This window comes from Sphingomonas profundi, assembly GCF_009739515.1.
In the GTDB taxonomy this organism is placed as follows: Bacteria; Pseudomonadota; Alphaproteobacteria; order Sphingomonadales; family Sphingomonadaceae; genus Alterirhizorhabdus; species Alterirhizorhabdus profundi.
The window spans coordinates 3903157-3929722 of sequence record NZ_CP046535.1 but is presented as its reverse complement, the minus strand read 5'-3'; the positions used below and the strand labels follow the sequence as shown (position 1 = coordinate 3929722).

The following is a 26566-nucleotide window of genomic DNA, read 5'->3' as shown; positions in this document are numbered from 1 at the left end:
CCCGGGACGGTTCAGCAGCAACGCCGCTGCGTCGAGTGAACAGCGACCTGCTACCTTAATTGCAACACTATATTTCAGCTAATCGAACAGATGTCACATCAGAACCGCACGGTACCTTGAAGTAGCAACTCACGCGGTCGAGCCGTCCCGATCAGCACCTGACCGACCCCGTCGCCCGGCTTGTCCGGTGCGTAAACGCCATAATATTTGTTGGTGAGATTGCGGCCGATGAACGCCAGCTCCCACTTGTCGTCCGTCTCGTGCAAGCGAACGCTCGCGTTCAGCCGCCAGAAATTACCTTGCCGCGCCAGCGGATTGTTGGTCGTGTTGATCCAGTAGGAGTCGGTATAGGCCGCGTTGCCGGTCAGCCCGAGGCCGATGCCCTCGGTGATCGGAGAATCGTAAATGAAACCGGCATTTCCCGCGAAGTTGGGCGCGCGTGGCAGCTGCTCGCCGGTGAGATCCTGCAAACCGTTGATGCAGCCTTGCGCCACAGTCTGACCGGCATAACAGTCGGCGCCGACGAAATCGGTGTAACGGGCCCGGTTATAGCCGGCCGCAGCCGTAAGCCTCAGCGCCTCGCTGACACGCAGCTGCAGGTCGATCTCGGCGCCGGTCGTGCGGGCCGCACCGGCGTTCTTGATGCGGAAAGCGAAGTTCACCGCATCGAACGACGTGGATTGCAAATCGGTATAGGTATAGCGGTAGATCGCGGCGGTGATCGTGAAGCGGCGATCAAAGAATTCGCCCTTCGCGCCGATTTCGCCGCCCTTAGCCTTCTCCGGGCGGAAGCGCAAATTCTCCCGCGTGGCGCTAGCCGCCAGGATGCTGGAGCTGGAGAGGCCGCCGGACTTGAAGCCGCTCTTGTAAGCGCCGTAGATCATCAGGTTCTGGCGCGGCTTCCAGGTAAGCGTCGCCTCGGGCGAGACATTGTTGTCCGATCGGCTGGTGTCGATGAAAATCCCTTCCGGTAGGAACAGCACCGCCGCCGGCACGCCCGGCGCCAGGAACTGGCCGGTGTTGATGAAGGCGTTGCCGATGTTCAGCTTCTTGCGCTCGTTGGTGTAGCGCGCGCCGCCGGTGAGATCGAGCGTGTCGGTGATCGCGTAGCTCAGTTGGCCGAACACCGAATAGGTATCGGTGGTGGCGCGATCGAGCCGGCTCCACGTGTTCGTCTGGCCGTTGCGCGGATCGGCGGTGAAATCCCCGGTGGTGCCGTAGCCGGCCGAATGCCGCTTCTGCGTCTCGAAATAAGCGCCGGCGGTGAAGTCGAGCGGTCCGTCAAAGCTGGAGGCGACGCGCAATTCCTCCGAGAAGGATCGCGTCCGCTCCGGATTGAAGCCCACCTGGCGGGCGAAGACCGTGCCGTCAAAATTATCGAACGGCTTGGTGTTGAAGATGTAGAAGCCGGTGACGGACGTCACGCCGAGCGGCCCGGCATCATAGTTGAGCGTGAGGGACGAAAGCGCCGCGCGCGTATCGGCATAAGGCTGGCCGTCCCGCGCGCCGGGATAACCCTGCGCCACGGCCGGCGGCAGCGCACCGGCAGAGCGGTTCCCGTCCACCTTGCAGTCGTTGTTCGGATCGGGAACGCCGAAGTCGCTCGGCACGGTGCCGGGGCCGCACTTCACCTGCCACGCCGTCTCGTTATTCTCCTTAACGTCGGCCAGGAACACCTTAAGGTTGGCGCTGAAATCCTCCGTGGGCTTCCACAGCAGGGTCGCCCGGCCCAGCACGTTCTTCTCGGCCGGGGCATAGCGATCGGCCGGCACCAGCGGGTTGGCGGGATCGAACGGGCTCGGCCCGGCCACCGCATTGTTGCGGATCCAGCCGCGCTGCTTGCTGCCGCGCAGGGCGATGCGCAGGCCGAGCGTATCGCTGAGCGGGCCGCCGATCGCACCTTCCACGAAGCGCTCGTTCGCCTTGAACTCATAACCCGCGCGGGCATACCCTTCCAGCGTGCGGCCCGGATCGACCGAGCGGACCGAGATCACGCCACCCGGGCTGTTCTTGCCGAAGAACAAAGCCTGCGGCCCCTTCAGCACCTCCACCTGCTGCACATCGAAGAAAGACAGGATGGAGAGCTTGCCGCGGCTGGACTGGACGCCGTCGATATTTACCGCCACCGTCTGCTCGATGCCCTTGTCGCCGGACGCGGAGCCGACGCCGCGCACCGAGAAGGTCGCGCCGTTGCCGCCGCCGCCCACCTTGTCAAACGCCACCTGCGGGATCTGCTCGCCGATCTTGCTGAGGCTGGTGGAGGCATAGCGGTTGAGATCGGCCGAGCCGAGCGCCGTCACCGCGACCGGCACGTCCAGCAGGCGCTCGTCCTTCTTGCGCGCGGTGACGATGATGTCGCCGCTGGATGCCGGCGTGTCGAGCACCTCGCGGGTGGAGATATCGCCCGGCGGCGAGGCGGCGGTGTCCTGCGCGATCGCCGGGGTGGCCGCCAGCACGAGGCACAAGGCGCTCGCGCCGAGCCAGTCGCGACGGCGGGGCTGCATACCGATCCGAAACATCCTCTTGCTCCCTGTTGCGGGATCGCTCCTGATGAAGTCGACCTCCGATTATCATGTTGTTGCGCCGAGCCGGCGCGCATTCCGCCACACCCTGCCGTCAGGTTCTCAGATATAAGCGACGCGAAGCGGGACATGGGACGGCGGCGAGCACCGGCGTGAACGTCTATTGCACCCTGTCGAAAGGTCTTTTCTCGTAATCCGGTTATTCTCTACCGGCCAATTGATTGTCGATACGATTGATAGTCTCGCCTTATAATTGTTTTTCGTATCGCGCAGGGGTCCTGTGGCGGGCACCGTTGCCGGCGCCGGCCTGCCACACCCCTTCGCGTGACACTGTTCAGCCGGCCGGCGCGATGCGGATGGCGGTGCGGCCGTCGAGCATCACCTGGATGCTCGCCCGCCCGGCGGCATCGGCCAAGAAGCGGCCGCCCTCCACCGCCGCGCAATCATAGGCGCGCCCGGCCAGCAGCCGCTCCAGCCCCAGCATCTGCCGGCCGGCCTCCGCATTCGGATACAGCACCAGCTCCAGATCCTCGCCATGGCTGAACGCGCGCGCCACCAGCACGTCGGGATAGCGCGCATCGCCCAGGATCGGGCCGCGCAGAGCGCTCTCGGCCGGTCCCTCGCGGACGGCGATGCGGAAATCCTCGCGGCGGTGAATCAGCGCGTCGGCAATATGGGCGTTGGCCAGGTTGGACGCCTTCTCGTAGCGGCGCACGCCATCCACGATCATCGGCGCGCACACCTCGTCCAGCGCCAGCTCGCACGCCTCGGCGAAGCCATAGTCGCCCATCTCCCGCGCGCCGGCGATCAGCTGCGCATAGGTGAGGCCGTGGCCCGTGCGGTAATTGCCGAAGTCCGCGCCCTTGCCTGGCAGGGTGAGGCGTTCGCGGCCATCCTCCCCGGCGGCGATCAGCGGCCCCATCTCGGTGCGCGCATTGGCCCAGAGGCGCTCGGCACGATCCGGCACGAAGGTATTGGCATAAGGCACGTACAGCCCGTCGAACGAGGGCACCGGCGGCGTCCATCCGACCAGGCTGGAACGCAGGCCGATCGGCGAACCCTTCTGGTCGGTCAGCTCGGTATCCAGCATGTGCAGCCAGTTGGGCAGCAGCTCCCGCACGTGCGATGTGCCGTAGAGCCGGTCGTACAACGTCACCGTCGTCATGCCGTAATGGTTGCAGATCGGGTAGATCCAGTTCGGCTCGCACGGATAGAGGCAGAAGGCCGAGGTCCGGAAATTCTCGATGATCGATTCCGCCATATTCTTGAAGCTGTGGCGATACTGCGTCTTCTCGTTCAGCTTGAAGGTGAGGCTGCCCGGCTCGACATAGCGCCGGTCGCCGGTATTGGACATGTACAGGCCCACCTGGATGCCGAAGAAGCCGGTCAGCATCACGTTGTCCCGCCCGGCGGGATCGAAATTGGTGAAGTTCAGGTGGCCCCACGCCGTCTCGTAGATCCAGTAGTTCCAGATCTCGCGCCGCAGATACTTCTCGATCAGGTTGCGCTGGCCCTGGCTGAGATAGCCGTGGAAGCTGGGCGTATAATGGCATTGCGCCATCGCCAGCGCATAAGCGAGATGGTTGATCTGGTAGCGCAACGCCGCCGTCTGGAACTGGTCCACCTTGTCGAAGCCGGCGAGGCCCTCGACCGGCTGGAGCGCGCGATCCAGCGCGTAACGCAGCGAACGCAGCTGATCGAGCGTCAGTTCGCGCGCGGCGGCATCGGGCACCGGCACGCGCGTCTCGCGATGATCCGCCATCGCCTGCGGCAGATAGGCGTTGCGCTTGGCCAGTTGCGCCACGTCCGCCGCCCGCTTCGTCCGCGCCTTGTAGAGCATGAAGCCGTTGAGACCGCCGGCCAGCAGCACGGTGGCATAGACCCCACCCGGCCACGCCTCCCCCGGCGCGACGGCGGCGGCCAGCGCGAGCGCGCCCAGCCACACGCCGAGCGGTGCGATCACCATGCCCGCGCCGAACCACGCGATCAGCGAGACGACGAAGAGAGCGAGGGTGAACAGCGTGGCTAGCAGGCCCCACGGCCCCAGCGCCAGGAAGCCCGCGCCCGGCAGCCACAGCCCCAGGCCCGCCGCCTGCCAAGCGGGCGAGGCGCCGGTCAGCGAGGGGACGAGGCCGATCGCGCACAGCGCCACGTAGATGCTGGCGGTCGTGCGGCGGCGGAACGTCGCCACCGGCCCGCTGCGCACGCTGGCTATGGTCGGCACGCCATTGGCTACATCGGCGATCGTCGCCATCGACATCTCTCCTGACATCACGCTTTTGCGGGGAGCCAGCTGAGCGGCGCCACTCTTGACCGTATCTGGCGCCACGCGGCGGGGAATGTGAAATTGAAAGGGCGCCGCAATCATGCGGTTTGATTATCAATCGTCCAGACGAGCCTGCCCGCACCAACGCGGAGATGGTGGGACGACGAGGATCGCGACCGCGTCCGCTTCAACCGCGGGGCGCCAGGCGGGAGCGGAACTCGCGCGCCGCCGCCGCCGCCGTCGCCGCGTCAACGCTTGGCCCGCAGATCGCAGCGTGGATGCCGCGCATGAAGGCGATCTCGGGCAGGGGCGAGGGCACGCCCGGCTTGGTGAGGAACCAGAAGCCCGTCAGGCCGACCGCCAGCATCGCGGTGGAGGCGAAGGCGGCCGCCGCCGGCCGCTGCCGCGCCATCGCGCGGGCCGTCGCGAAACCCAACCGCGGCGCGGCGCCTGCGATCGCCGGCTTGGTGCCGAATTGCCAGGTGACGCTCGCGCTGGGCTGCCACACCCGCTTGCTCTCGAACAGGCGCTGGCCGAAGAGGAAGACCAGCGCGCGCCTCGCTCCATAGAGGACGTTGACGATCACGAAGATCGCCGCCGCGCAACAAGCCATCCTCTCCCCTCCTGCGTGCACAATTCTGGCCAATATCGGCCCTTCGCCGCACCCCCGCCAATTGATAATCCGGTGCGCCTATGCGGTTGCGCTATCAATCCGCCGCGCGAAGTTGAGGAAGCGCGCCGCCGCCCCCTCCTCTTCCGATCGCTGGCTGAGGATCGCGAACTCGGTATGGAGATCGAAACCCGCAATCGGCCGCCGCACCATGCCGCCTCCCGCCTGCTGGGCGAACCAGCCGAAGGTGATCGCCGGCAGGCGGAACTTGCAGCCGTAGCGTTCGGTCGCGGTGCCGGTGGCCTCCGGCGGCACGATCGGGTCCGCCCCGTTCGCCGCGAGCAGATCGAGGATCGGGCGGACGACGCTGGCGCCATGCTCCTCCGACGGCACGACGACACGCTGGCCGCGCAGCGCCGCCGCCGGGATCACGTCATGCGCGGCCAGCGGGCTATCGGCCGGCACGTTCAGGCCGATCCGCTCCCGCCGCAGCACCAGACGGGAGAGGCCGAGCGGATAGGTCAGCTCCGCACGATCGCTCGCCTGATAGTCGCCGTCCGCCATGCCCAGCCCGATCACGAGCGCGATGTCCAGGCTGTGCGCGGCCAGCTTGGCGAGGATCTCGTGCTGGGTATGGGCGTCGACCTTCAGGTCGATCTCGGGGCACGCATCCATGAAGCCCTCGATCACCGCCCGGCGCTCGGGGATTTCGAACGTGTAGAGCGCGGCGCCCACCCGCAACCGACCGGAAAGATCGCCGCGCAGCGATCGCGCCGCGTTGAGCAGCCGGTCGCTCTCGCGCACCATGCGCGTCGCATCGTCGAACAGCGCGGCGCCCGGCGGCGTCAGCGTGACGTGGCGGGTGGAGCGATCGAACAGGCGGAAGCCGAAGTATTTCTCCAGCTGGTTGATCTGGATCGACAGGCTGGGCTGGGTGAGGTTCACCCGCTCCGCCGCGCGGGTGAACGATTTCAGCTCCGCCACCGCGATGAAGCAGCGCAGCGGCTTCATGCTCATGTCCATCCGGCATCCCCTCCGCGCGCTGATCGCTCATGCGTCCGGCCAGCATATTCTCATAGCCTGGCTCTATAAGTGGCCTAACACATTTATTGGACGACGCGCGGCCACTCGCCCACTCCTGCCACAAGACCCCGCAACGGGGACCGAAGGAGAGATGATGACGGCGCGCACGATCACCGTTGCGGCAATGCGTGGCGCCGGGGCCGCCTTCTCGATCGAACCCGCCACGCTGGCCGAACCCGGCCCGCACGAGGTGCTGGTGCGCATTGCCGGCGTCGGCATCTGCCATACCGATCTTGTCGCGCGCGATCAGCTTGCGCCATTCCCGCTGCCGGCGGTGCTGGGGCATGAGGGCGCCGGCATCGTCGAGGCGGTGGGGTCGGCGATCGGCCACGTCGCGCCCGGCGATCATGTCGTCCTCTCGTTCGACAGTTGCAGCACATGCGACAATTGCCGCCGCGACAAGCCGGCTTATTGCCGCGAATTCTACCAGCGCAATTTCACCGGCGCGCGGGCTGGCGGTGCCGCCATCCATGACGGCGCCGGCTGCGCGCTGCATGGCCGCTTCTTCGGCCAGTCCTCCTTCGCCAGCCACGCGCTGGCCGCCGAACGCAGCGTGGTGAAGATCGCGGACGAGGTGCCGGTGGAACTGATGGGTCCGCTCGGCTGCGGCATCCAGACCGGGGCGGGCGCGGTGCTCAACGCGCTCATGCCGCCGCCGGGCAGCAGCATCGCGATCTTCGGCGCCGGAGCGGTCGGCCTTTCGGCATTGCTGGCGGCGGTGATCGCGGGCTGCACGACGATGGTGGTGATCGATCGCAGCGGCGAGCGGCTGGCGCTGGCGCGGGAACTGGGCGCCACCCACATCGTAGACGCGACCGCCGGCGATACGGTGGCGGCGATCCAGGCGATCACCGGCGGCGGGGCCGATTTCACGCTGGAATGCACCGGCGTTCCGGCCGTGCTGCGGCAGGCGGTGGACGCGCTCACCGTGCCGGGCACCTGCGGCGTGCTGGGCGTCGCGCCCTGTGGCGCGGAGGTGTCGCTGGACATCACCGGCCTGCTCTCCGGCCGCACCGTGCGCGGCATCATCGAGGGGGACAGCGTGCCGCAGGTCTTCATCCCACGGCTCGTCGACCTGTGGCGCGCAGGGCGCTTCCCGTTCGACCGGCTGATCACCCGCTATCCGCTGGCGGATATCGATCGCGCCATCGCCGAGAGCCACGCCGGCGGCGTGCTCAAGGCGGTGCTGTGCCCCGCCTGACCCCCGCCCGGGAGACTATGATGAGCGACGAACCCGTCACGATGACGATCGACGGCCGCGCTGCCGACGCCGCCGAGCATTTCGACGTGATCAACCCCGCGACGGAAGCCGCGGTCGCCCGCGTGCCGGATGCGTCGCAGGCGCAGCTAGACGAGGCCGTCGACGCAGCCCGCCGCGCCTTCCCCGGCTGGCGGGCCACCGCGCTGCCCGAGCGGCAGGCGCTGGTCCGCCGGCTGGGCGAGCGGATCGGCGCGGAGACCGAGTGGCTCGCCCGCATCCTCACCACCGAACAGGGCAAGCCGCTGGCGGACGCGCGGATAGAGATCGGCGCCGCCGCCTATTGGCTGATCGAGGTCGCCGGGCAGGACGTCCCGGTCGAGATCGTCACCGACACGCCAGAGCGCCGAATCGAGACGCGGCACGTGCCGCTGGGCGTGGTCGCCGCGATCGTGCCGTGGAACTTTCCGGTGGGGTTGGCGGCGTGGAAGATCGCGCCGGCGCTCGTCACCGGCAACACCTTGGTGCTGAAGCCCTCCCCCTTCACCCCCCTCTCCACCCTGGCGATCGGCGAGATCGCGCGGGACATCCTGCCGCCGGGCATCTTCAATGTGATCAGCGGCGGCGATCGGCTCGGCCCGTGGATCACGGCGCATCCCGGTATCGACAAGGTGAGCTTCACCGGCTCCACCGCCACCGGCCGCGCCATCATGCGCAGCGCCGCCGACGATCTGAAGCGGATCACGCTGGAGCTGGGCGGCAACGATGCCGCGATCGTGCTCGAGGATGCGGACGTGGAGGCGCTGGCGCCACGCCTGTTCTGGGCCGCCTTCGCCAACAACGCCCAATTCTGCCTCGCCACCAAGCGCATGTTCGTCCACGAGGCCGTGTATGACCGGCTGGCCGCCGCGCTCATCGCTTATGCCGCCACCGTGGTGGTAGGAGATGGCGCGGCGGAAGGCACGCAGATCGGCCCGATCCAGAACCCGGCGCAATATCGCCGCATCGTCGCGATGCTGGATGCGGCGCGGGCCGGCGGCATCCGCTTCCTCGCCGGCGGTACGGTCACGCCCGGCACGGGTTATTTCGCGCCGATCAGCATCGCCGACAATCCGCCGGACAATGCGCCGATCGTGGCGGAGGAAGCGTTCGGCCCGATCCTGCCGCTGCTGAAATTCGGTTCGGACGACGAGGTGGTCGCCCGCGCCAACGCCTCGATCTACGGCCTCGGCGCCTCGGTATGGGGCCGCGATCCGGCGCGGCTGCAGGCGATCGCCGACCGGCTGGAGGCGGGCACGGTGTGGATCAACACTATTCACGAACTGGCGCCGCATTTGGCTTTCGCCGGCCACAAGCAATCGGGCGTCGGGGTGGAGAACGGCCTTGCCGGCCTGCTCGCCTACACCAACCCGCAGACACTGGTGGTCGCGCGTGGCTGAACCGGCCGTCGCCGGTCTCGCCGGCCTGTTCCGCGCCCGCTCGATAGCCCTCGTCGGCGCGACGGAACGATCCTTCTGGTCGAACATCGCCCACGCCAATCTGGTGTCGCTGGGCTTCGACGGCGCCGTCCATCTGGTCAACCGCAAGGGCGGCCGCATCTATGATCGTACCGCCGCCACCAGCTGCGCGGCGATCGGCACGCCGGTGGATTCGGCACTGCTGATGGTGCCGACAGCGGCGATCCCGGACAGCTTCGCCGATCTTGCCGAGGCCGGCATCCGCAACGCCGTGATCCTAACCTCCGGCTTCGCTGAGACGGGGCTGGACGGGCAGGAACGGCAGCGGGAACTCGCCGCCTTGGCGCGGGCCCACGGCGTCACCCTGCTCGGGCCGAACTGTCTCGGCTTCGTCAACCATCTCGATCGTGTGCCGATCTGGACGAGCACGCTGCGCATGGCCCCTCCGGGCCGTGTCGCGATCGTCTCGCAGAGCGGCGCCACCGCTTCCTATATCGCCGATTTCGCCGCGCAGCAGGGCGTCGGCGTCGGCTACACCATCTCCACCGGCAACGAGGTGGACGTCACCGTCGCGCGGGCGATAGACTTCGTCGTCGACGATCCGCGCATTAAGGTGATCGCCGCCTTCGTGGAGAGCGCGCGCGATACCGATACGCTGATCGCGGCGGCGGCGCGCGCCACCGCCACCCACAAGGCGATCGTCGTGCTGAAGGTGGGCGCCGGCGAACTCACCGCCAAGGCGGCGCAGGCCCATACCGGATCGCTGGTGGGCGACGACGGCGTGTTCACCGCGGCGTGTCACCAGCACGGCATCATCCGGGCCGGCTCGATCGAGGAGATGGTGGCGACGGCGGAGCTGATCTCCCGCATCGAACCGCCGCGCCGGCCCAATCTGGGCATCGTCGCCATCTCCGGCGGCATCTGCGAGATCGCCTCCGATCGGGCCGAGGCGGCGGGCGCGCACATGGCCGAGTTCACGCCCGGGACCTTGGCGGAACTGGCGGCCATGATGCCGGAATTCGGCACCGCCAACAATCCGCTGGACGTGACCGGGGCGGCGGTGCTCGATCCCGCCCTGTTCGGGCGTGCGCTCGGCGCCGTTGGCCGCGATCCAAATGTCGGCCTGGCAACGGTGATCTTCGACATGCCCGAGCAGCCCGAGGGCATCCAATATGAGGTGCTGCGGCGTATTGGCGGCGCCATCGCCGTCTCCCCGGCTCCCACCGTGGTGATGAGCACCACGGTGAAGCCGGTGACGGCGGCGATGCGGGCGGTGGCGGACGAATGCCGCGTGCCCTTCCTGGGCTGCGGCGTGGAGCATGGCTTTGCCGCGATCGCCCACGCCTTTCGCTGGTCGGTACGGCTGGATCGAGTGCCGGGCGCGCGGGCGGCTGTCCCCCTGTCGCCCGGCCCCCGGCCGCGCGGCGAGCGCGAGACGCTCGACTACCTCGGCGGGCGCGGCGTGCCGGTGGTGCCGACGATGCTGGTGGCCGATGCCGATGCGGCGGCCGAAGCCGTCGCCCGGCTGCGGCGCCCAGCCGCCTGCAAGATCGCCTCGCCGGATATCCTCCACAAGAGCGACATCGGCGGCGTGATCCTGAACGTGGAGGGCGAGCAGGCGGCGCGCGACGCCTTCCGTACCCTGATCGAGCGTGCCCGACGCGCCGCGCCCGAGGCACGGATCGACGGCGTGCTGATCGCGCCGATGCGCGCGGGCGGCGTGGAGCTGTTCGCCGGGGTGGTGCGCGATCCGCAATGGGGGCTGGCGCTGGCCGTGGGACTGGGCGGGGTATGGGTGGAACTGCTCGGCGATACCAGCCTGCGGCTGCTGCCGGCGACGCCGGAGGACGTGCTGGAGATGCTCGGCGAGCTGCGCACCGCCCGCCTGCTGGACGGCTATCGCGGCGCGCCGCCGGTCGATCGCGCGGCGCTGGCGCGGGTGATCGCGGCGATCGGCGATGTCGCGCTGGGGTTCGGCCCGGACCTCGTCTCGCTTGAGGTGAACCCGCTGCGCGCGAGCGGCACCGAGATCGAGGCGCTCGATGCGCTGGCGATCTGGGCGGACGGGACGATGACGACGGAAGGGAATGGCGCATGGGCCGGAGCATGAATCGGGTGCGGCGGATCGGCCGGCTCGGCGCGATCGTCGGCTTCGCGATGCTGATGGGGCAGGCGGCGCCGCGCGGCGCGGAACGGTTGCTGGATGACAGTGACGGGCGGGACTGGGCGGCGTTCGGCCGCACTTTCGGCGAACAGCATTTCAGCCCGCTGGCGGATATCGACGAGACGAACATCGGGCGGCTGAAGCTGGCCTGGTATGCGGATCTGCCGGTCGGCAATTCGGTGAGCGGCCCGCTGGCGGTGGACGGGGTGCTCTACACCGCGACCGGCTACAGCGTAGTCCGCGCGTTCGAGGCGACGAGCGGGAAGCTGCTGTGGGAATATGATCCGCACGCCGCCGAGGCCGCCGGCCACAAATTGCGCCAGGGCTGGGGCATACGCGGCCTCGCCTGGTGGAACGGCAAGCTCTATGTCGGCACGCAGGACGGTCGCCTCGTCGCCATCGACGCGAAAAGCGGCAAGGAGATCTGGTCCGCCCTGACGGTGGGCAAAGACGATACCCGCTTCATCTCCGGCGCGCCTCGCGTGTTCGACGGCAAGGTGATCATCGGCCATGGCGGCGCCGATGTCGGCGACATTCGCGGTTACGTGACCACCTACGATGCCGAGACCGGCAAAATGCTCTGGCGCTTCTACACCGTGCCCGGCAACCCGGCCGACGGGTTCGAGGACAAGGCCATGGAGATGGCGGCCACGACTTGGGCCGGCGAATATTGGAAATATGGCGGCGGCGGCACCGTGTGGAATGCGATGACCTACGATGCCGGCAGCGATACCGTCTATATCGGCACCGGCAACGGCGCGCCGTGGAACTGGCGCATCCGCAGCGCCGGCAAGGGCGACAACCTCTTTCTCTCGTCGATCGTCGCGCTGGACGCCAAGACCGGCGCCTACAAATGGCATTACCAGACCAACCCCGGCGAAAGCTGGGACTATAACGCCGCGATGGACATGCAGCTGGCGGACCTCATGATCGCTGGCCGCAAGCGGCAGGTGCTGATGACGGCGCCGAAGAACGGCTTCTTCTACGTGATCGACCGCACCAACGGAAAGCTGATCTCGGCGGAGCCGATCGCCAAGGTGAACTGGGCGACGCGGATCGACCTGAACACCGGCCGCCCGGTCGAGGTGGCCAACATGCGCTATGAAGACAAGAGCCAGACGATCCTCTGGCCCGGTCCCAACGGCGCGCACAACTGGATGCCGATGGCCTATGATCCGCGCAACGCCGTCGTCTACATCCCCAAGCTGGAACTGCCCGGCACCTATGACGATCGCGGGATAGACGGGAAGACGTGGAAGCGCATTCCCGGCGCGGCCAACGATGCGGCGGTCAACATCAACCTCGATTCCACCTTGCCCGGCGCCGGCACCAGCGCGCTCCTGGCATGGGACGTGGTGAAGCAGAAGCAGGTGTGGAGCGTGCCCACCCCGGGCTTCTGGAACGGCGGCACGATGGCGACGGCGGGCAATCTCGTCTTCCAGGGCCAGGCGGACGGCCGCTTCAACGCCTATGCCGCCGCCACCGGCAAGCCGCTGTGGAGCTTCGACGCGCAGGTGGGCGTGCTGGCACCGCCGATCACCTACCGCGCAGGCGGCCGGCAATATGTCACCGTGCTGGCCGGCTTCGGATCGAGCGGCGCGCTGTTCGGCGAGAAGGTGGCGCGCTTCGGCTGGGATGCCCGCACCCAGCTGCGCCGCGTGCTCACCTTCGCGCTGGACGGCACGGCCAAGCTGCCGCCCGCCCCGCCCCCGTTCAAGGCCCAGCCGATCGCCGATCCGACATTCAGGGCGGATGCCCGTCTCGCGGCGACTGGCGCCTCGGTCTATGGCGTGCGCTGCCTCGTCTGCCACGGGCTTGACGTCAAGGCGGCAGGCTTGGCGCCCGATCTGCGCGCCTCGCCTGTCCCGCAGGACAAGGCCGCGTTCGAGAGCGTGGTGCATGACGGCGCGCTGGTGCCGAACGGGATGCCGCGCTTCGAGGAGCTGACCCAGGCGGAACTCGACGGCGTGCGGCAATATCTGCGCACGGCGGCGCATGGTTTTGCGATGACGGCACAGAAGAAGGCGTCCAGATAGGCCCGGCGAACAGGCGAGAGGATGTGGAATGGTGAGAAGCCCTGACGAGGAGACGGTGCTGGCGCTTTACGCGGCGGGCGGCGCGGGCGACTGGAACGCGGCGGCGGCGCTGGTGACGCCTGACTTCACCCTGCGCGAGCCCGAATGCTTCCCGTTCGGCGGCACGTATCTCGGAATTGCGGCGTTGCGCGCCTTCTACACCGTCATCTTCGAGGCGGCCGGCCCCACCGATATGGATCTCAACGCCGCCACCAGTGGCGACGGCCATGTGACCGTGCTGGTGACGCTGCGGATGCGGGATCACGGCGTAACGGCCGACGTGGTGGAGGCGTTTCGCATGGAAGACGGCAAGATCGCCGCGATCACCGTCTATTATCTCGATCCGCCGCGTGTCGCGTCCGTCTATGCCGGTGTCGCGGACGCGATCGCCAGCCGCTTTCCGGATGTGCAGCGCCTGCCGGCCGGTTTGTGATTCATGCCTTGCATACAAAGGAAGAAACGATGATCCTCGATCGACTGGGGCCGATCATCCAGAACGCCTTCGTGGTGCGGGATCTGGACGCCGCCGTGACGGCATGGACGAAGCTGGGCATCGGCCCGTTCTTCGCGATCCACGATTCCACCTATGCCGTCACGCGCTACCGCGGCGCCGTGGGCACGGCGGATTTCTCTGTGGCGATCGGCTTCTGGAACGATTTCCAGATCGAGCTGATCGTCCAGCGCTGCGACAAGCCTTCGGTCTATCGCGAATTCCTCGACGATGGCCAGGAGGGCTTCCACCATGTGCTGACGACGACCGACGACATGGACGGCCTGATCGTGACGCTAGGCGAGGTCGGGCACGAACTGCTCGCCGACGTCGACATCGGCGAGAATGGCAGGGTGATCTATTTTCGCCCCGCCGGGCAGCGCTGGCCGCTGATCGAGGTCGGCGCGTTCCACCCGCCGATCCACGCGCTGTTCGATATGATGAAAGAGGCGGCACGCGACTGGGACGGAACCGATCCCCTGCGCGTGATCGGTTAGGAGGCACGATGATGGCCAGCGAGAAGCGCCTGCCCTACGATCTAATGACGCCCGCCGTGCAGCAATGCCCGTACCCGGCCTATGACTGGCTGGTGCGCGAGGCGCCGGTCTATCGCGATGACGGCATCGGCATGGTGCTGCTGACCGGCTATGCCGCGATGCGCGAGGTGCTGCGCGATCCGGCGACCTATTCGAACGATATCGACTGGATGGCGCTGCGCCCCGGCGGCGTGCCGGCAGCCAGCCGCGCGCTGATCGCGGCGGAAGGCTTCCACGAGCATCCGACGCTGTCGCGGCTGGACGATCCGCTGCACCGCCAGAAACGCGCCCTCGTCGACAAGGTGTTCGCCGCTTCGCGCATCCGCAAGATGGGCGACGAGGTCGATCGTATCGCCCACCGCCTGATCGACGCCTTCGCGGGGGACGGCGGATGCGAATTCGTCAGCGCCTTCGCCGTGCCGCTGCCGTGCATCATCATCGCCAGCCAGATCGGCGTACCGGAGGAGGACATCAACCTGTTCCGCCACTGGTCCGATGCGATCATGGCGCGGATCGGCAACATGCTCTCCGACGAGGAGGATCTGGCGGCGACTCGCGTCACGGTGGAGGCGCAGCTCTATCTGAAGGCGATCATCGACCGCCGCCGGGCTGACCCGCGCGACGACATCATCTCCGACCTGATCCGCGAGCCGCTTGAGGACGACCGGCTGCTTGACGATGCCGAGATCATCGCGTTGCTCAGCGAAATCCTCGTTGGCGGCAACGAGACAACGACGAGCGCGATCGCCTCGGGCATGCGCATCCTGATCGAGCAGGACGGGCTGGCCGCGCGACTGCGCGCCGACCCGGACGCGATGCGCAACTTTGTGGAGGAGGTGCTGCGGCTGGAGACCCCTATCCAGGGTCTCTACCGCATATGCACGCGCGATGTGGTGCTGGATGGCGTGGCGCTGGCGAAAGGCACGGCGATCAACGTGCGCTGGGCCGCCGCCAACCGCGATCCGGCGGTGTTCGCCTGCCCGGCGGAGATTGATCTGAACCGGCGCAACGCCGGCGCACACATGACATTTGGCTCCGGCATCCACCATTGCCTCGGCGCGGCGCTGGCTCGTTTGGAGATGACGGCATCGTTCCGCGCCCTCGTCGATCGGCTGGACGACATCGCCTATCCGGCCGACTTCGCAGGGCCGCAATATCTTCCGAGCTTCCTTCAGCGCTCGATTGAACTTCTGCCAATCACATTCATACCGTGTGACGTGTACAAGGGAGAATGGTCTCGCCGGGACTTAACAAGTCCGCCGCTTACAACCGAGCACCGCTGAGCCGGAACGCCTAGAAAGGCTCGCGGCCCTAGCTAGGTCGCCAGAAGCAGAGCAAAGTTGGCGACGCATGTCGCGGCAGTGGAAGCCGAGGATATAGAGACCCACGACGGAACGCGCGGCCGAGCGTCTGCGTCGTCTGCGTTCGGTTATCGAAAGAACGGAGCAGGTTGTTGAACTCGTTGGGGTAGGCGCGGGTCTTCAGCGTGACCCGGTCGCCCAGTGCGGTGGTCGAGAGGAAATAGACGCTCTCGATGTTCCAATAGGGCCAGCTCCAGAAACGCGGAGTCGTGCGCAGATCGTCCGTTACGTTGAACGGCGCGTTCTTGCGGCCCTCCTGCCGGGTATAGCTGATCGCATATTCGTCTGTGGCGTTGGGCGTGAAGCCGGCCTTGGCGTTCGGCGCGCCGAGTTGTCGCGACGACGCGCCGGACCAGAGACGCTGTAGGAGAGACTGCGGTCGACCAGGCGAAGCGGGGGGCTCGGGGAACGTGGGCCGGTCTGGTGGACCGACGGCGCTCCCTGGGCTACCTCAGCCCCCGTGGACTTCGAGCGGCAGGCGCAGGTAGCTTAACCTCGTGTCCACGGAACCGGCAGCAGCTCAGATGGCCGAATCATCGCTGAGGAGTACGGCCAGCTTTCGACTGACATGAGCTACAACGAAGCGGTGAAGATTATGGGATCGCCCGGAGAGGAGTCGGCTTCCTCACCCACGCCGGACGCGGTGGTCCGGATATATAGCTGGAAGAACGGCGACGGCTCGAACATGAGCGCTACGTTCGAGAACGGCTTGCTGGTGTCCAAAGCGCAGGCCGGCCTTCCCCAGCCATCACCGCCAAAGCTTCGCCTAGTTCCTCAGCACGGGCATAAACCGCGGCGAACGCCTCTCCGGCGATCGGCTATCGTCGCGCAGGCTGTCTGCCCTTGCGGCCAGTTGCTGGCCTTCTGCCAAACTGGTGGCCTCAACCGCTAAAGCATCCAACCTTTGTATCTCTGCAAGCCGTTTCATCATCGATCGACTAATCCACAGAGTTGCCGCGTTGTCTATCCCGGCAAGGTCTGCCACCGCTTCATTCCATTCGGCGGCTCCTTCGCCGACCTGATATGATCGTGCTGCTGCGTCAGCTTGGCGAGCGCTCCACCGACCCGGCGGTTCATCAACAAGAACGCGCTGGCGTCCTTAGGGTCGAGTCGCCGCGCCAGCATCACCCGCTTTGTCATCTCGTGCGTCGTGATGCTCTCCACCGTCCTGAGCGTATCTAGGAGGTCACGACTTCGGCGCGACCCTGGAGTGGATGTGGGCCGGAAAGGTGCCAGACGCGACGACGCCCCCGACTCTGGCGGAGCGGGGCCTTGTGTCGGTATCGGTGGTCACCATGGTCCAACTTGCCTCAATACGGCTGTGCCTACGTGCTTACGAGTCTACGGCATTCTGGCATCAACTATTAAATTATCCCAGCCTTGGTGGCTATGAAGATCGCCTCGCACCGATTGGCTACCTTTAATTTGGCGATTATGACCTTTACAAACCCACGTTGATTAAGTAGGTCAGACGGCAAGGAGCACGCCGTCATGTCCGTTTCGACCCTCTCGCAGTCCCGGTTCCACGATGAAGGCGCGGCCTTCAAGTTTCTGGAAGAAATGCTGTGGGCGAACGGCACCGTCTGCCCGCATTGCGGTGTCGTTCGCGGCCGCGTCTATGACCTGGCGGACGTGCGCGGCTCCAAGAGTGCCAAGAACCCGGAAGGCGCGATCCGCTACGGCCTGAAGAAATGCGGCGAGTGCCGGAAGCAGTTCACGGCCAAGGTCGGCACCGTGTTCGAGCATGCCCGCATGCCGCTCCACAAGATGCTTCAGGCCACCCACCTGATGATGAGCAGCAAGAAGGGCATTAGCTCGCACCAGCTCTCTCGGCTGCTCGAAATCTCGTACAAGGCGGCATGGTTCCTGTCGCACCGCATCCGCGAAGCGATGCGCTCCGGCGACCTTGCTCCGTTCGGTTCCGGCGGCGGCATAGTCGAGGTCGACGAAACTTTCATCGGCCACGACAAGAGCATCAAGCCCGCTGGAGAGAAGAAGGGCCGCGGCTTCGCTCATAAGCACAAAATCCTGTCCCTGGTCGATCGCAGCACCGGCCGCCAGCGCTCTATGGTTGTGGATAGCCTCAAGGGCGAAGACCTGATGCCAATTCTGCGCGACAACATTGCGCAAGAGGCGATCGTGATGACCGACGAAGCAAGCTACTACAGCAAGGTTAGCGAGCATTTCGCGGGCCACGGCTTCACTCGCCACAGCGCCGGCCAGTACGTCGACTATGAGAACCCGCTGATCCACACCAATACCATTGAAGGCGCATTCTCCATTTTCAAGCGTGGGATGAAGGGCACCTATCAGCATTGCGCCAAGAAGCATCTTCACCGCTACGTCGCCGAGTTCGAGTTCCGCTACACGCACCGCGAGCGCACCGGCTTCAACGATGCGGCGCGATCGGAGCAGGCGCTGAAGGGTATCGTCGGGAAGCGGATCACCTACCGCAGGCCTGACCTCCACGCCTGAAGGTGAGCCGGTCAACCAGCCGGGGAAGGTTGGCTCGCGCTGGCGGACTAAGCCCCACCGGCCGGCCAAGGAAACGGTTTCACAAGAAAGGCCGGCGATGCTATATGCAACGCCGGCCAGTTTGCAGGTTCAACGCTATTGGCCCACCTCGAAGCCGCCGGCCCGGACCAGGGGCTTGGCGGCTTCTCTACTTAGCCCGCGCCGCGTCCGTGAGCGTGACGGCGGCTAGAGCAACCCTCCTGATCGTCATGTTGCACCTCCGGCGCTCGACTTACGATTCGCCGGAGGCCTTGTCAACGGCCGACTGATAGCCTATCAGTCTCCCTGTCAGGCGATGTTGCCGATTGACGGAGACAGGCTGTCATGAGTGAACCTGAACAGACGCCCGAGCAGAGCGCGGCTCCGGAGAAGCGACCCCAGGACCGAAGCCCGTCGTTCCCCTACATCGGCCTCACCAAGGCATTTGAACGTCTAGAAGGCCTGCATACCTTCGCCAAACGCCATGATGCGCGAATTGTCGACGCGGCTAAGCCGGCCTGGGGCCTCGGTGCGAAGAGCAGCGGGACACTTCAAACGGTCGCCGCATTGCTGTCTTACGGCCTAGTCGAGGCGAGCGGCGTTGGCGAGAACCGGAAGGTGAAAATCTCGGACCTCGGATATCGAGCCGTTGCCGATCCTCGCCCCGGCGCCAAGGAACAAGCCCTGGCCCTCGCCGCGCTCAAGCCGAAGCTGATCGCGGAGTTCTGGGAGAAATGGGGTGTGGAGCGCCCCGCCGACGCCATAGCGATCGGCGAGCTGCACATCGACCGCGGCTTCACTTCTGATGGCGCAAAGGGGTTCCTCCGCGTGTATGATGACACGATCGGCTATGCAGCGCCGCCCGAGTCTGATAAGAAAGAAGACAGCGACGGTACAAAGGTGGACGCGGCCGACCCTCCCGGCGGCGACATCGCCGTTGGGGACATCGTGTGTGTCGAGGTGGGCGGACAGGTCGTGGTTGAGAAGGCCGCCGTTCGCGCTATTCAAGAGCACGATGGACGCAAGTGGGTGTTCATGGAGGGGTCAGAGACTGGTGCCCTTATGTCCGATGTAGCCCTGCTGGAGAAAGCCCCTGCCGGAGCGGCTCCGCCGCCGACGGCCCCCAAGCTGCCGTTGACCGCAAAGGTGGACAGCGGCTTTGTTGCGGACAGCGGAGATGAGATGGATCGCTTCACGGTGGATGAAGGGGTGGTGAAGATCGCCTTCCCCTCGGGTATGAGCGTGGATAGCCTCGACGACCTCGACGCATTTTTCAAGCTGTTCATCAAGAAGGCGAAACGCCGTGCCGGAGCCGGAAAAGAGCCAAGTTGAGAAGTTCAAGGAAGCCGCTCGCGCTCTAGAGTGCGACGACGACGACGAACGCTTCAAGGAGCGCGTGCGGAAGCTCGTGAAGCAGAAGCCGGTGCCGGAGAAGCCGGAGTGATCGCTTGGCTAGTCTTGATGGCCGCCGCGATCGATCACTCAGGCGTGGAGCCAAACCAGCTAAATCAGCGGCAGCTAGACGCCATATCGGTGCGCTGCGCTTCGCCCTGCCGTTGGCTTCAGAACCGAGGCGGCACGATCCATCTGCGTCCTAGCCGCACCGCGCAATACGAGAAGATCGATTGCGTACTTGGCGAGCTTAGACGCCTTCATTCCGGCCCGATGGGGTTCGTCGGCAACGAGTCATTCGAAGCGGAAAAGCCCAAGTGAGCGAAAGGTCCGCGGAAGGGCCTCGCCGGATTAGCGCTCCGTTGATGCTTGGCCTGATCGTGTTTTCGCCGGTACTCGTGTGGCTACTTCTCCGCCGCGGCTATGCCGGATCAACTCGCGTCGCCGGTTTTGTGTACGCCGGCGCAATGCTCGCCCTCGGCCTATTCCACTCATTTGCGGGTTTGTAAAAGTCACAATTGCCTTTAATTTGTGGCAAATGTTACGAACATGGAATCGGACTGTATGGCGGGTTATCCCCAAAGCTTCACTGGCTCTCGCATCCGAGTACCCTTTTGATATCAGAGCAAGACATTGTTGTTCACGCGGAGATATAGCGGAGCAACAATCCGAGAATTGCTCACCTATTTTGGACGCAAAATACATGACCATGTTCCTACCCAAAGATAGCGCTATGATACCTTGAGGACCACCCGTCCGAACGGATGGCCGGTCTCGGCATAGTGATGCGCGGCCCATGCCTCGGCCAACGGAAAGGCGCGTGCGATGGGCATCCGCAGATTGCCGGCAGCGACATCCGCCATCAACCTCGCCAACAGATCGTGCGCGCGCCGGCCGTGCATCTCGGCGCCGAACAACGGACCATAAAGCGTCAGGCTCTTGCCGATGATGTCGATGAACCGGAAAGCGGGCAGGTCGCCGCTCGAAGCCCCCACTACCGCGAAGCGGCCGCGATAGCGGACGGCCTTCATCAGCTGATCGATCGAGTGGCCGCCCGCCAGATCCACGACGAGATCGCACCCTTTGCCACCGGTCAGTTCCAGAACGCGATCGCCGATGTCCACCTCGCGGTAATTGATGCCCTCGTCGGCACCAAAGCCTGCCAGACGGTCAAGGCGCTCGTCGGTCGAAGCCGTAGCAATCACGCGCGCGCCCGCGCGCTTGGCCAGCTGCACGGCTGCCAGGCCGACGCCGCCGGCCGCGCCCTGCACCAGCACCGTCTCTCCCGCCTGCAGGCGGCCGAACTCGAACAGGACGTCGCTGGCCGTGCCGAAGGCGATCGGCACCACGGCCGCCAGCGCCAAGTCCATGCCGTCCGGGATCGGATAGGCGTGGTTTTCCGCCACGGCGAAAAGAGCGGCATGGCTCCCGCCCCAGTTGAAGCCCACAACGCGCTGCCCCACCCGGAGCCGACGGACCTCGTCACCGACCGCCGCTACCGTGCCTGCGGCCTGATAGCCGCCGACATAAGGGTTAGCAGGCGGCGGCGTGATGCGCCGGTTCAGCAGATCGCCGCCTTCCAGGCTGATCGCCTCGACGCGGATCAGCACCGTGTCCGCGCCGACGGCCGGATCCGTCAGGTCGCCGTATTCGAGAACTTCCGGGCCTCCGCTATGACGGTAATAAGCGGCCTTCATCGCTCTGATCCTTGGTCGTGAGCTACGGGTGCAACAAACACGGGCGACTATCGAGGACCGTCCGCACAGCTCAATGGGTGAACTGGCGATCCTCCGGCTTCACCGTGGATGTTTGGCGATGGCGCAGGTAGAAGACGCGCTCCTTGAAGAACCAGCGTCCGTCCACCTTGACGCAGACATCCTCGTAATAGCCACGATCGCGGAAGATCGTCTCGCCTACATCATAGGCCTCCGACGTCCAGGCGGTCACTTTCGCGCGATCGCCGTCTGCCTCGATCGAACCCGGAGTCATCACGAAATTGTCGCCGGTGAAGGTCTTCATCGCCTCGATCCAGGTCGCGACGATCTTCGCCTTGCCTTCGATCGTGCCGATTTCCGGATAGAAGGTGATGCTCCACAAGGCGCCCTCCTCCGCCCAGCAGCCGGCCCAGGCGGCGGCATCGGTGCGGCTCACCGCATCGGCATAGGTGTCCATCAGTTCGCGGATGGCGACACGATCTTCGAGGGGACCGGAAAAGGCCATGCTCACGCTCCTAGATGAGGATTGCGGGCGCTCAGCGGCGCCCGGCGATATAGTCGTTCAGCACTTCGTGGAAGAAGCCGACGCGGGTCTCTGAATTGGCGAGATAGGGCTCCTGATAACCGCGCGAGCGCAGGCCGCGCTGCACATCCTCGGCCAGGTAAAGATCCTGCACGATCACGCCGCCCGCCAGTTCCGGCACGCCCCGGCCCTGATCGAAGGAGCGACGCAGCGGCTCCGCCTCCACCAGCGGCAGCTTCTCGTCACCCACCATCGGCGTCTCGGAATGGGTCGCGCCCTCCACCGGAAAGGCCATCGCCCAGAAATCGAAGGTGCTGCAATTGGGATCGTCCGGATCGGGCTCCGTCCGCATCAGGAAGATGGAATCCGGGTTGAACGTGATCGATATGTTGGGGAACAGGGTGGTGTGGATGCTGTCGGTCAGCTGCTCGTCGTCCATATGCTCGTAATGGCGAAAGCCGCGTTCCTTCCACAGCCTGCGCTTCTGCGCCTTCATGTCGAGCCAACCCTGGCTCACCTTCGTCTCGAAATCCGGATAGCTGGCGGGATCGATGTCCCACTCGCGCAGCAGCCCGTCGAACGGGTTGGCTACGCCATCCGGCAGGCGATCGCGCAGCGAGGGGCGGAACGGCTGGACGGTGCGGCCATGGCCGTTGGGGAACATCTCCAGCCGGGCGATCCAGTGATCCTGATCGATGAAGCTCGGGATCTGCGGATGCGCCGTGCGGACGTGATAGGATTCGGAGAAATTGTCCGGCGCGAACTTCCAGTTCGATCGCATGTCGATCTTCACCTGGTAGACGCGGATCAGCGTCTCCATCGGATAGGCTTCGAACAGCCTGGGAAACGGCGCCAGATAGTCGAGCAGCTCTGGCGCATCCGGGTTCATCGTATACCAGACGAAGCCTCCCCAGGTGCCGACGCGCACCTCGCGCAGCCGGATCTTCCCGCACGGATTGCCGCGCGCGAAATTGTCGGCATCGGGCACCGAAGCGAGCGAGCCGTCCTGCGCCCAAGCCCAGCCATGATAGGGGCATTTGAACTCGTCGGCATAGGATGAGCCGGAGACGAGCCTGATGCCGCGATGGCCGCAGCTATTGTAGAAGCCCTTCAGCCCGCCATCCTGCTGCCGCACGACGATGACCGACTCATGCATGAAGTCATGGACGATATAATCACCTGCTTCCTGCAGTTCGTTGGTGCGACCGGCGATGTGCCAGATCTTCGTCCAGAGATGATCCCATTCCTTCTGCGCGAACTCTTTCGAGAAATAGCGCTCGGCATCGATCGGATCGCCGCGCAGGTTGGACGGATCCTTGCCGTCCATCGTCAGCGGCGATCGGAAGATATCGTTCATCTCGTCTCTCCATTGATCTTGATCTGGGCAAGTGCCGTCACCACAGGCTGTAGCGCAGGGTCTTCTTTGGCGCCTCTCCATTCGAGAACGTCTTGTCCGCAGCCATCATGGGGGCGACCTGATAGGTAGGCATTTCAAGCACGTCCATGAAGGCGGGATCGCCGGGCTGGCGGCGTTCGTGCAATCGGCGCCAGTTCCAGAACAGGCCGAGCATGTGCGGCGGATCGCCATGAATCTCGGTGAAGATGTGGTTCGTCTCGCGGGTATCGAAATAGGCCGCGTTCACGCCATCCACCTTCAGCTCGGTCGCAAGATCGTAGCCGGCATCGAGCAGACGCTGACGCTCCGCCGCGAAATCCGAGACGAGGTAGGCGATGTGGTGAAAGCCTTCCTGTCCACGCGCGAACATGTCGCGGTAGATGGAGGGCGTGTCGTTATTCTGGTCGATGAACTGGATCATCATCTCGCCCAGATAACCGAAGGCATAGTTCACCTCGGCCTCGATCGGTGTGCCGCGATAGCTGAACTCCTCGGTGCCCTGATTCCGCACAACGAAGAACGGCCCGGCACCGAAGTCGCGCGCCCATTTGGCGGAGGCTTCCTCCACACTGTTGACGAAATAGGCTTCCTGAAAGATCACCCGACGCATCGCCTGCTCTCCTCTCGTTATCGTCAGTAACGCAGCGTCGCCTGCAACTGCACGGTCCTCGGCAAATTGCCGAAGCCGGCCTGATCGGCGTGAACGCCGGATGCGGTGCCCGTGCCGCTGCCGGTAGACGGACCGTCGATGCCGCCGCTCACATAGGCTCGGTCGGTCAGGTTCTTGCCGATCGCGGCAATCTCCCAGCGATAGTCGGCGCTCGCCAGACGCACGCTCGCGTCGAGGCTGACATAGCGATGCTGGCGCGAATCCTCGTTCCCGAACGAAGAGGCGAGATAGCTGGCGCTGTAGCGCGCATCGACGGTGCCGCCCACCTTGAACCCGCCGCCGATCTCCCGGTCGTAGGAGGCGCCAAGCGTGCCAGTCCAGCGCGGCGCGACCGACAGGGCCGTCCCGCCCAGATCCTGCCGCGTGAAGCCGCCCGAGGCGGCGCTGAACTGCATGCTGCAGCCCTCCGCGATCGACTGGCCGGCATAGCAGGGCCCGATGAAGCTGGTGTAGCGCGCACGGTTGTAGTTGACCGAGCCATGCAGGTTGATGCCGGGCACGGCGCGCGGCGCGAACTCGAATTCCGTCTCGATGCCGCGAGTGCGCGCCTGCGCCGTCAGCGTCTGGAAGGCGAAGACCGAGGAGTTGAAAAAATCGACCTGCAAATCGGCATATCGATACGTATAAAGCCCGACGTTGAAGCGCAGCTGGTTGTCGAACGAAGTCGTCTTGATACCGGCCTCGAAACCGCGTGCCCGCTCGGGGTTGAAGGCGAGGTCGCCGCGCGGATCGCTGGAGAGCTGGCTGTTCAGCCCGCCGTTCGAGAAGCCGCCGGACTTGTAGGCCGTCTTGTACGCGCCGTAAACGAGGACGCCCTTTTGCGGCTTCCATGTGATCGTCGCTTCGGGCGACCAGTTGTTGAAAGTCTGGTTGGCGGTGACGAAGCCTAGCCCGTCGGCGGCGTTGGTGGGCCTGAACAGGCCGGTGAGCGCACCGTTGACATAGGCCTGGGTGAAATTGCTGTCCTTGGTTTCGTGCGTGTAGCGCACGCCGGCGGTCGCCTCGATCGTCGGCACGACCTTCCAGATCACCTGCCCGAACCCCGCCAGCGTCTCGCCCGCGGTGCTCGAAACCTTGCGCAAGGCAAGGTAGCGATCGCCTGCGGCCGCCCTGGAATCCTCGATGTTCGCGAACATCACCGCCTGCGTATAGTCCCGCTTGGTCTTCTGATACAGCATGCCGGCGAGCAGGTTGATCGGGCCGTCATAGCTGGTGAGCACGCGCAGCTCATTCGAGAAGGAGTGGAACGGGCTGCGCTCGGTTGCATAGGTTCCGTTCGGGCTCGACTGATAGTCGCACGCGCAGGTGAAGCTGTTGCGGTTCCAGTTATAATTGGTCACGTTGGTGATGCCGATATCGTCCAGCTTTACGGCCAGCGTGTTGGTCGCCGCGAACGAACGGTAAGCATTGTAGAGCAACCCGCTCGCCTTTGCGTTCGGGAAGGCTGCGGCGATGTCCTGCGGGATACGGTTCTGGTGCGTCGTGCGCGCATAACCACATTTGTAGGAGGGATTGAGCGCGTTCGATCCGGTCGGGCAATTGTAGAGAAGGTAGTTCCAAGACGAGCTGTCGTTGTTGTTGTAATCACCGGAGATCTTCAGCGTATTCGTGATGGTATCGGCCGGCTCCCATTTAACCGTGAGGCGGCCGAGCAATTCCTTCTCGTGCGGGCCATCCGGAAAGCCCGGCTGCGCGGTGTGCAGGTTCAGCGCGCCGGTTGCAATATCGGTCGTGTTGTACGACACCGGCCCGGCGACGTTGTGGTAATAGCCGTCCCACATCTTGGAGCCGCGCAGCGCCAGACGGATGCCGAGGCGATCGGTGATCGGGGTCGATCCGATAAGCTCACCTTGCAGCTGCTGCGAGCGAAATTCGTAATAAGCGCGGGCGATCACCTCGGTGGCTTCGCCCGGATCGGCCGTTGTCAGCGAGATCACGCCAGCGGTGGCATTCTTGCCGAAGAACAGGGCCTGCGGACCTTTCAGTATTTCGACGCGGGCGAGATCGAAAAAGCCCTCGTTGATGATGCGGCCCTGCCCGTAATAGACGCTGTCCACCACCACGGCGACCGACTGCTCGATACCGATCGAGGTGGAGGAGGAGCCGATACCACGCAGGGTGAGCTGCGCGCCGGAACCGTTGGAGGCGCGGCCGACATTCAGATCCGGGGTCCGCGCGGCGATCTTCTCGATGCTCGTGAGGTCGAGCTTCTGGACCTGCTCACCGGTCAGCGCCGTTACCGATACCGGCACGTCCTGCAGACTCTCGACACGCTTGCGTGCCGTCACGACGATATCTTGAAGGCCGCCAATGTCCGGCGCCGCCTCGCTGGCAGCACTGACAGGCTCGGCGACCGCCGCTGCGGTTTCCTGCGCGACGGCCGGATGAGCGCCAATGGCGATAGTTAGAACGGTGATACTCGCACCCGTCACGATAATCTTACGCATGTTATCCCCTCCCATGGATCACACCTAACCGCCAGCATTCAAAGCTGATCGGCATCAGAGCGACTTGGAATCATCCCAAGTGCTTCCAAATCGCCTCGAGGACGCAGAGATCATCACGGTCTTCAGAACGGCTGCTTGGCATCTAAGGTGATACCCTGCATTGCACAT

23 protein-coding genes are annotated in these 26566 nt (G+C 65.3%); 12 read left to right on the top strand and 11 right to left on the bottom strand.

Annotated elements, in window-relative coordinates; genetic code table 11:
* Positions 1–98 precede the first annotated feature (98 nt).
* The 4 genes from GNT64_RS18595 to GNT64_RS18580 form a co-directional block, all read right to left on the bottom strand.
* On the bottom strand, positions 99–2519 hold the full coding sequence (locus GNT64_RS18595; protein WP_156680874.1) for a TonB-dependent receptor: 2421 nt from the start codon (positions 2517–2519) through the stop codon (positions 99–101).
* 337 nt (positions 2520–2856) lie between these two features.
* Positions 2857–4776 (bottom strand): linalool dehydratase/isomerase domain-containing protein, encoded by a 1920-nt coding sequence (locus tag GNT64_RS18590; RefSeq protein WP_156680873.1) that lies wholly within the window; start codon positions 4774–4776, stop codon positions 2857–2859.
* 199 nt (positions 4777–4975) lie between these two features.
* Positions 4976–5401: a hypothetical protein gene (locus tag GNT64_RS18585; protein WP_156680872.1), complete on the bottom strand. Its 426-nt coding sequence runs from the start codon at positions 5399–5401 to the stop codon at positions 4976–4978.
* 78 nt (positions 5402–5479) lie between these two features.
* The gene (locus GNT64_RS18580; RefSeq protein ID WP_156680871.1) at positions 5480–6421 is read right to left on the bottom strand and encodes a LysR family transcriptional regulator; all 942 of its coding nucleotides are present in this window, start codon (positions 6419–6421) and stop codon (positions 5480–5482) included.
* A 154-nt stretch (positions 6422–6575) separates the two neighbouring features.
* Here GNT64_RS18580 and GNT64_RS18575 point away from each other — a divergent pair, with 154 nt between their 5' ends.
* The 8 genes from GNT64_RS18575 to GNT64_RS18540 all read left to right on the top strand — a co-directional run bounded on the left by GNT64_RS18575 (position 6576) and on the right by GNT64_RS18540 (position 16654).
* A complete protein-coding gene (locus GNT64_RS18575; RefSeq protein ID WP_156680870.1) occupies positions 6576–7682 on the top strand; it encodes an NAD(P)-dependent alcohol dehydrogenase in 1107 nt (368 codons plus the stop codon).
* Positions 7683–7702: 20 nt separating this feature from the next.
* Complete coding sequence (locus tag GNT64_RS18570) at positions 7703–9118, top strand: aldehyde dehydrogenase family protein (protein WP_338420393.1); 1416 nt, start codon at positions 7703–7705, stop codon at positions 9116–9118.
* On the top strand, positions 9111–11246 hold the full coding sequence (locus GNT64_RS18565) for an acetate--CoA ligase family protein (protein WP_156680868.1): 2136 nt from the start codon (positions 9111–9113) through the stop codon (positions 11244–11246). Before GNT64_RS18570 ends, GNT64_RS18565 begins: the two co-directional genes overlap by 8 nt.
* Entirely contained in the window at positions 11231–13336 is a 2106-nt protein-coding gene (locus tag GNT64_RS18560; protein WP_231639093.1) for a PQQ-dependent dehydrogenase, methanol/ethanol family, read from the top strand. The genes GNT64_RS18565 and GNT64_RS18560 overlap by 16 nt, the downstream gene beginning before the upstream one ends.
* Positions 13337–13364: 28 nt before the next feature.
* Complete coding sequence (locus GNT64_RS18555) at positions 13365–13808, top strand: nuclear transport factor 2 family protein (RefSeq protein WP_156680867.1); 444 nt, start codon at positions 13365–13367, stop codon at positions 13806–13808.
* Between the two features lie 29 nt (positions 13809–13837).
* On the top strand, positions 13838–14362 hold the full coding sequence (locus tag GNT64_RS18550; protein ID WP_156680866.1) for a VOC family protein: 525 nt from the start codon (positions 13838–13840) through the stop codon (positions 14360–14362).
* A gap of 8 nt (positions 14363–14370) precedes the next feature.
* Complete coding sequence (locus tag GNT64_RS18545) at positions 14371–15684, top strand: cytochrome P450 (RefSeq protein ID WP_156680865.1); 1314 nt, start codon at positions 14371–14373, stop codon at positions 15682–15684.
* A gap of 646 nt (positions 15685–16330) precedes the next feature.
* Positions 16331–16654 carry a hypothetical protein gene (locus GNT64_RS18540; RefSeq protein WP_156680864.1) on the top strand — a complete coding sequence of 108 codons (324 nt, stop codon included), beginning with the start codon at positions 16331–16333 and terminating at the stop codon, positions 16652–16654.
* A gap of 71 nt (positions 16655–16725) precedes the next feature.
* On the opposite strand, the gene GNT64_RS18535 is transcribed toward GNT64_RS18540, so the two are convergent.
* Entirely contained in the window at positions 16726–16926 is a 201-nt protein-coding gene (locus tag GNT64_RS18535) for a hypothetical protein (RefSeq protein WP_156680863.1), read from the bottom strand.
* A gap of 327 nt (positions 16927–17253) precedes the next feature.
* Between GNT64_RS18535 and GNT64_RS18530 the strand changes: the two genes are divergently transcribed.
* The 4 genes from GNT64_RS18530 to GNT64_RS18520 all read left to right on the top strand — a co-directional run bounded on the left by GNT64_RS18530 (position 17254) and on the right by GNT64_RS18520 (position 19968).
* Positions 17254–18237 carry an IS1595 family transposase gene (locus GNT64_RS18530; protein ID WP_156680862.1) on the top strand — a complete coding sequence of 328 codons (984 nt, stop codon included), beginning with the start codon at positions 17254–17256 and terminating at the stop codon, positions 18235–18237.
* Positions 18238–18600: 363 nt separating this feature from the next.
* On the top strand, positions 18601–19587 hold the full coding sequence (locus GNT64_RS18525) for a hypothetical protein (protein ID WP_156680861.1): 987 nt from the start codon (positions 18601–18603) through the stop codon (positions 19585–19587).
* The gene (locus GNT64_RS21655; protein ID WP_197277102.1) at positions 19559–19699 is read left to right on the top strand and encodes a hypothetical protein; all 141 of its coding nucleotides are present in this window, start codon (positions 19559–19561) and stop codon (positions 19697–19699) included. Before GNT64_RS18525 ends, GNT64_RS21655 begins: the two co-directional genes overlap by 29 nt.
* Before the next feature lie 17 nt (positions 19700–19716).
* Positions 19717–19968: a hypothetical protein gene (locus tag GNT64_RS18520; RefSeq protein WP_156680860.1), complete on the top strand. Its 252-nt coding sequence runs from the start codon at positions 19717–19719 to the stop codon at positions 19966–19968.
* Positions 19969–19998: 30 nt separating this feature from the next.
* Here GNT64_RS18520 and GNT64_RS22325 read toward each other — a convergent pair whose 3' ends face one another.
* The 6 genes from GNT64_RS22325 to GNT64_RS18490 all read right to left on the bottom strand — a co-directional run bounded on the left by GNT64_RS22325 (position 19999) and on the right by GNT64_RS18490 (position 26398).
* Positions 19999–20352 carry a LuxR C-terminal-related transcriptional regulator gene (locus GNT64_RS22325; protein ID WP_197277101.1) on the bottom strand — a complete coding sequence of 118 codons (354 nt, stop codon included), beginning with the start codon at positions 20350–20352 and terminating at the stop codon, positions 19999–20001.
* A 26-nt stretch (positions 20353–20378) separates the two neighbouring features.
* The gene (locus tag GNT64_RS18510) at positions 20379–21344 is read right to left on the bottom strand and encodes a quinone oxidoreductase family protein (RefSeq protein WP_156680858.1); all 966 of its coding nucleotides are present in this window, start codon (positions 21342–21344) and stop codon (positions 20379–20381) included.
* Positions 21345–21414: 70 nt separating this feature from the next.
* Entirely contained in the window at positions 21415–21867 is a 453-nt protein-coding gene (locus GNT64_RS18505) for a nuclear transport factor 2 family protein (protein ID WP_156680857.1), read from the bottom strand.
* A 31-nt stretch (positions 21868–21898) separates the two neighbouring features.
* Positions 21899–23242: an aromatic ring-hydroxylating oxygenase subunit alpha gene (locus tag GNT64_RS18500; RefSeq protein WP_156680856.1), complete on the bottom strand. Its 1344-nt coding sequence runs from the start codon at positions 23240–23242 to the stop codon at positions 21899–21901.
* A gap of 37 nt (positions 23243–23279) precedes the next feature.
* Complete coding sequence (locus GNT64_RS18495; protein ID WP_156680855.1) at positions 23280–23891, bottom strand: VOC family protein; 612 nt, start codon at positions 23889–23891, stop codon at positions 23280–23282.
* A gap of 23 nt (positions 23892–23914) precedes the next feature.
* Positions 23915–26398 carry a TonB-dependent receptor gene (locus GNT64_RS18490; protein WP_156680854.1) on the bottom strand — a complete coding sequence of 828 codons (2484 nt, stop codon included), beginning with the start codon at positions 26396–26398 and terminating at the stop codon, positions 23915–23917.
* Positions 26399–26566 lie beyond the last annotated feature (168 nt).

Excerpts from the sequence above, each read along its gene's own strand:
- GNT64_RS18595 (WP_156680874.1), bottom strand. The coding sequence starts at position 2,519 with ATGTTTCGGATCGGTATGCAGCCCCGCCGTCGCGACTGGCTCGGCGCG.
- GNT64_RS18590 (WP_156680873.1), bottom strand. The coding sequence starts at position 4,776 with ATGGCGACGATCGCCGATGTAGCCAATGGCGTGCCGACCATAGCCAGC.
- GNT64_RS18585 (WP_156680872.1), bottom strand. The coding sequence starts at position 5,401 with ATGGCTTGTTGCGCGGCGGCGATCTTCGTGATCGTCAACGTCCTCTAT.
- GNT64_RS18580 (WP_156680871.1), bottom strand. The coding sequence starts at position 6,421 with ATGGACATGAGCATGAAGCCGCTGCGCTGCTTCATCGCGGTGGCGGAG.
- GNT64_RS18575 (WP_156680870.1), top strand. The coding sequence starts at position 6,576 with ATGACGGCGCGCACGATCACCGTTGCGGCAATGCGTGGCGCCGGGGCC.
- GNT64_RS18570 (WP_338420393.1), top strand. The coding sequence starts at position 7,703 with ATGAGCGACGAACCCGTCACGATGACGATCGACGGCCGCGCTGCCGAC.
- GNT64_RS18560 (WP_231639093.1), top strand. The coding sequence starts at position 11,231 with ATGGGCCGGAGCATGAATCGGGTGCGGCGGATCGGCCGGCTCGGCGCG.
- GNT64_RS18555 (WP_156680867.1), top strand. The coding sequence starts at position 13,365 with ATGGTGAGAAGCCCTGACGAGGAGACGGTGCTGGCGCTTTACGCGGCG.
- GNT64_RS18550 (WP_156680866.1), top strand. The coding sequence starts at position 13,838 with ATGATCCTCGATCGACTGGGGCCGATCATCCAGAACGCCTTCGTGGTG.
- GNT64_RS18545 (WP_156680865.1), top strand. The coding sequence starts at position 14,371 with ATGATGGCCAGCGAGAAGCGCCTGCCCTACGATCTAATGACGCCCGCC.
- GNT64_RS18540 (WP_156680864.1), top strand. The coding sequence starts at position 16,331 with ATGAGCTACAACGAAGCGGTGAAGATTATGGGATCGCCCGGAGAGGAG.
- GNT64_RS18530 (WP_156680862.1), top strand. The coding sequence starts at position 17,254 with ATGTCCGTTTCGACCCTCTCGCAGTCCCGGTTCCACGATGAAGGCGCG.
- GNT64_RS18525 (WP_156680861.1), top strand. The coding sequence starts at position 18,601 with ATGAGTGAACCTGAACAGACGCCCGAGCAGAGCGCGGCTCCGGAGAAG.
- GNT64_RS18520 (WP_156680860.1), top strand. The coding sequence starts at position 19,717 with ATGGCCGCCGCGATCGATCACTCAGGCGTGGAGCCAAACCAGCTAAAT.
- GNT64_RS22325 (WP_197277101.1), bottom strand. The coding sequence starts at position 20,352 with ATGTATTTTGCGTCCAAAATAGGTGAGCAATTCTCGGATTGTTGCTCC.
- GNT64_RS18510 (WP_156680858.1), bottom strand. The coding sequence starts at position 21,344 with ATGAAGGCCGCTTATTACCGTCATAGCGGAGGCCCGGAAGTTCTCGAA.
- GNT64_RS18505 (WP_156680857.1), bottom strand. The coding sequence starts at position 21,867 with ATGGCCTTTTCCGGTCCCCTCGAAGATCGTGTCGCCATCCGCGAACTG.
- GNT64_RS18500 (WP_156680856.1), bottom strand. The coding sequence starts at position 23,242 with ATGAACGATATCTTCCGATCGCCGCTGACGATGGACGGCAAGGATCCG.
- GNT64_RS18495 (WP_156680855.1), bottom strand. The coding sequence starts at position 23,891 with ATGCGTCGGGTGATCTTTCAGGAAGCCTATTTCGTCAACAGTGTGGAG.
- GNT64_RS18490 (WP_156680854.1), bottom strand. The coding sequence starts at position 26,398 with ATGCGTAAGATTATCGTGACGGGTGCGAGTATCACCGTTCTAACTATC.